The 1,106-nt window shown below is 49.5% G+C and carries 2 protein-coding genes; both read right to left on the reverse strand.

The genetic code is table 11. The features are described from left to right. Positions 1-86: 86 nt before the first annotated feature. Positions 87-512, reverse strand: coding sequence for a type II toxin-antitoxin system VapC family toxin (locus tag HMPREF2907_RS08680; RefSeq protein ID WP_070682183.1), 426 nt, complete (start codon positions 510-512; stop codon positions 87-89). Continuing rightward, the gene (locus HMPREF2907_RS13725; RefSeq protein ID WP_443677853.1) at positions 512-787 is read right to left on the reverse strand and encodes a FitA-like ribbon-helix-helix domain-containing protein; all 276 of its coding nucleotides are present in this window, start codon (positions 785-787) and stop codon (positions 512-514) included. Before HMPREF2907_RS13725 ends, HMPREF2907_RS08680 begins: the two co-directional genes overlap by 1 nt. Between the last annotated feature and the right edge of the window lie 319 nt (positions 788-1,106).

Below are 1,106 nucleotides of genomic sequence, written 5' to 3' on the forward strand. Positions count from 1 at the left end.
GAGTGATTGGGGGCGGAAACAGCCGAAAACCTGTGTGTTGGGGTTTCGGTTGTCGGGGGAAAAAGGAATTTTGCAAAGGTCTCGGCCTATTTATCACCTAGAAACGGGTTGATGACTTTTAATCCGGCTGCGGCAAACGGAGTCGTATCTCGGGTAGCAACTGTCATATGGTGGTAACGGGCGATGGCCGCAATATAGCCGTCTGCCGCCGCAACGGAGAATCCTGCCTCTCGCGCTGTTGCACGGACTTCGGCATACGCAATGGCAGCTTCGATGTCAAAATCCAAAATACGGTCTGAAAATACAGGTAATACTGTTTCTTCCAGTTTTTCCAACAACAGCCGTTTTTTTCCGCCTTCAGGAAGGATGGCGATGCCGAAACGCAGTTCCGCCACGGTAATGCTGGAAAGATATAGTGTTTCCACCGGTTGTCTGTCCAACCAAGCGATGACAGCAGAGTCAGGCTTGGGGCGGAGCGGTTCGGAAATGATATTGGTGTCCAGCAGAATCATTAGAACCGTACCTCAGTTTGCTCTTTCCGTTCTATGTCTAAATCCACACCTCCTGCTTCTCGACCAATATCGGATAACAGTGAACCAAGACGGACACGTTGTTTGGGGCGTGCAGCTTGATCCAGTATCAGCCGTATTTCGGCTTCCGTACTCCGACCGGCGGCTAATGCGCGTGCTTTAAGGGCTCGATGGGTCTCTTCGGATAGGTTTCTGACTGTAATGGAAGGCATATCCGTTCCTTTCGAGGTTGTTTGAATACTGTCAAATGCTATCATTTTTAAAAATTGATAGCAAGCGAGGCGGATATTTCCTACAAACCAACAAGCCCGGCCGCAGCACCGTTTCCAGTGCTGAGGCCGGGTTGTCGTCACCGTATGGCTTCTGCAAATATGGTTTGTCGTATGTACGGATTCAAAACTACCGCGTCAATCTGTCATCCCCGTGTTCTTGATACAGGGAAGGTTTTTCTGCCGATTGGGTATTGCTGCGTTCCACTGATGTTTCTCCGACAATGGATCGACCGGCTGCCACAACGGCAATGTCCTGCATAAGCTTCGCTTCCGTTTTATAGTCAATTAAAATCAAAATAGGACA

Origin of the sequence: Neisseria sp. HMSC055H02 (assembly GCF_001813335.1) — a bacterium.
Taxonomy (GTDB): Bacteria; Pseudomonadota; Gammaproteobacteria; order Burkholderiales; family Neisseriaceae; genus Neisseria; species Neisseria sicca_C.